Origin of the sequence: Romboutsia sp., assembly GCF_035470145.1 — a bacterium.
In the GTDB taxonomy this organism is placed as follows: domain Bacteria; phylum Bacillota; class Clostridia; order Peptostreptococcales; family Peptostreptococcaceae; genus Romboutsia_D.
This window is the reverse complement of sequence record NZ_DATIRC010000220.1, coordinates 1-1,509: the sequence shown is the minus strand read 5'-3', so window position 1 is coordinate 1,509 and position 1,509 is coordinate 1. Positions and strand designations below refer to the sequence as shown.

Genomic DNA, 1,509 nt, shown 5'->3' with positions numbered 1-1,509 from the left:
AAATATATAGAAAATTTATTAAGAAGTTATAAGAAGAATAAGGCAAGATTGAGAATATTAGAATTAGGTCATGTGTCTGATATTGATAATGTTTTAGGTGGCATTGATTACTCCAAAGATAAAATACAAACTAGCAATTTAAGCAGCTTAGATAATATTATAGAAGCTAGAGAGAGAGAACAAGAACAATTAAAAATAGATATAGGGGTTACTGATGCTTTGTTAGATAGTTTATCGGAAAAGGATAGATTTCTAACTTGGCAATATTACATAGAGAAAAGAACGCAGGTACAAATTGCACACGATATGAATTATTATGATGTAGCAACTGTATGGAGAAACAGAGATAGAATAATTAAGGATATGATTGAGTTGGTATAAGAAGCTATTAAGCTTCTTTTTTATTTACCTGTAATTAATTGGAATATATTACCAAGATAACCCATACCCAAAATATGGCATAATTTAGATAGTATTAAATTAGATTATGGGAGAATTAGATAATGAAAATGATACGAGATATGAAAATTGGTAAAAAAATGAGATTGTCTTTTGCTATTGTATTAGTAATTTCAACTATTGCAAGTATTTATGCTTTGTATAGCTTGAAAGAATCGCAGAATTTAAGTCAGGGCTTATACGAAAAGCCATACGTTGCGACTACAGAAACTATGGGTATTTGCAAAGATGTATCTGCAATTGATGGCGATATAATGGGATTAGCCTTTACTGAAAAAATTGCAAAATATAAAGGATTTGCAGAAGAAGATTTTGGAAGTATAAGCAAAAGAATAGAAAAACTCGATAGTTGCTTTGATGATAGATCAAAACTTAGCAGATTAAAAAGTTCAGTAGATGAATTAAGGCAGGAATACGAAAACGTATGCACTCTTATAGCAAATGGAGATATTGAAACGGTGCAAGCAATAGCAACAACAAGTGATAGTTCGTATGGTAAAGCATATTATAAATGCGTTGAAGATTCTACTGAACTATATAATTTAGCTGAAGCCGATGGAATTAAATTTAATAATGATATGAAAAATACAGGAGTAAAAGCTTTAATTGTATCTATAGTATTGATAGTTATTTCAGTAGTAGTTAGTTTAATTGTAAGTACGCTTATAACAAATAACCTAGCAAGAAGGATAGAAGCGTTAACAATAATGGCTGATAAGATGTCTAAGGGGGATTTTGATTTTTAGCCTATACTAAATTATTTCCCAAGAAACAATAAAGCATTGCATGTATTGAAATGACTTGATTTTGCAAGGATTCTGCACTTTATTTCCCAACTCAAAGGTGTTATTATTATATTATGAAATAATTAAATATTCCCCAAGTATTAATTAGTATCATGCATAAAAGTTACCCTTTTTAACTTTTAATTAAAGGACATTATCAATTCGATAGTGTCTTTTTATTTTGCATTAAAAAGAGGTGTTGGCATGAAAGTTTATAAAGATTTAAACGACCTCAAGGCATGTGACATTAACAATAAATATAAAA

The 1,509-nt window shown here is 29.1% G+C and carries 2 protein-coding genes; both read left to right on the top strand.

What is annotated here, in order from left to right:
* On the top strand, window positions 1-381 hold a 381-nt coding region (locus VLM92_RS09465; protein WP_325276097.1), incomplete at its 5' end, for a hypothetical protein.
* Window positions 382-503: 122 nt separating this feature from the next.
* Entirely contained in the window at window positions 504-1,205 is a 702-nt protein-coding gene (locus tag VLM92_RS09460; protein ID WP_325276096.1) for an MCP four helix bundle domain-containing protein, read from the top strand.
* The last annotated feature ends 304 nt before the right edge of the window (window positions 1,206-1,509 follow it).